The organism is Streptomyces sp. ActVer (genome assembly GCF_027270795.1).
Classification (GTDB): Bacteria; Actinomycetota; Actinomycetes; order Streptomycetales; family Streptomycetaceae; genus Streptomyces; species Streptomyces umbrinus_A.
This window is the reverse complement of the sequence record NZ_JAPWHT010000905.1, coordinates 1-1,268: the sequence shown is the minus strand read 5'-3', so window position 1 is coordinate 1,268 and position 1,268 is coordinate 1. Positions and strand designations below refer to the sequence as shown.

General features: G+C 75.6%; 1 protein-coding gene and 1 pseudogene. Both read right to left on the bottom strand.

Features of this window, described 5'->3' with window-relative positions; genetic code table 11:
- On the bottom strand, positions 1 to 1,102 hold a 1,102-nt coding region (locus O3Q52_RS53225), incomplete at its 3' end, for a glycosyltransferase (RefSeq protein WP_269655564.1).
- A pseudogene (locus O3Q52_RS53220) lies at positions 1,099 to 1,268 on the bottom strand (glycosyltransferase family 1 protein); the annotation flags it as partial. The pseudogene O3Q52_RS53220 and the gene O3Q52_RS53225, both read right to left, overlap by 4 nt.

Genomic DNA, 1,268 nt, shown 5'->3' with positions numbered 1-1,268 from the left:
CTAACGCCTCGACGGCGGCCGGCCATCCGAAACAGGCCGCACGCGCGCGTGCGGCCTCCCGCCGCTCGCTCTCGGGACGGTCCAGGAGCATCCGTATCCCGTCCGCGAAGGCTTCTCCGTTGTCCGCGGCGGTGGCTCCGGCGGAGCCGACGACCTCCGAGAGCGCGGAGGAGGCGCTGGCGACGACGGGCGTGCCGCAGGCCATCGCCTCCAGGGCGGCGAGTCCGAAGGTCTCGGCGGGCCCGGGGGCGAGGCACACGTCCGCGGAGGCCTGGAGAGCGCTCAGGAGCGAGCGTTCGCCGACGTGTCCGAGGAAGGTGACCGGCAGCCGCCGTTCGCGCGCCCGCTGTTCAAGGCGGGCCCGCAGCGGCCCGTCACCGGCCACCACGAGCACCGCCCGCCGCCCGCGGCGCAGCATCGCCTCCAGTGCTTCGAGCGCCGTACCGGGCCGCTTCTCGACGGACAGCCGGGAGCACATCACGAGCAGGACCTCGTCCTCGCGCGCGTGCCGTGCCCTCAGCCCCGGGTCCCGCAGCGCGGGGTGCCGGCCCTCCAGGTCGACGCCCAGCGGGGCGCGTACGACGTTGCGGGCGCCGATGCGGACGAACTCGCGCTCCGCGAACTCCGTGGTGCACACGATCCGTGAATAGTGGTGGGCGGTACGGAGGTTGAGGGCGTCGGAGGTCCGTCGGGCCACGCCCTCGGAGAGGCCCCAGGTGCGCAGTACGCCGTCGGCGGTCTCGTGGGAGACCATCACGGCGGGCACCCGGGCGCGCCGCGCCCAGACGCCGGTCCAGCGCAGCGTCGTACGGTCGGACACCTCCAGGCGGTCGGGCGCGAGCGCCTCCAGGAGGCCGGCGACACGCCGCTTGTCGGTGAGGACGCGGTAGCCGCCGGTGCCGGGCAGCAGCGGGCCCGGCAGCGTGATCACCCTTCCCTGTTCGGTCTCGCGGTCCGAGGCGCGCTCGCCCGGCACGATCAGTACGGGCTCGTGCCCGGCCGCCAGGTATCCGGCGCCCAGTTCGCGCAGCGCGGTCCGCAGGCCGCCCGAGGCAGGGGCGACGAAGTTGGCGAGCCGGACGATCCGCAGGGGCCCGCTCATGCCGCGACCACCGCCCGGCCGGCGAGCACATCGGTGTAGTGCCCGATGAGCTGGTCCCCGACGGCCGCCCAGGTGCGGCCCTCGACGGTCCGCCGCGCCTCCGCGCCGTACGCGGCCCGCAGCTCGGGATCGGCGGCGAGCGACCACACCGCGTCGCGCACAGATC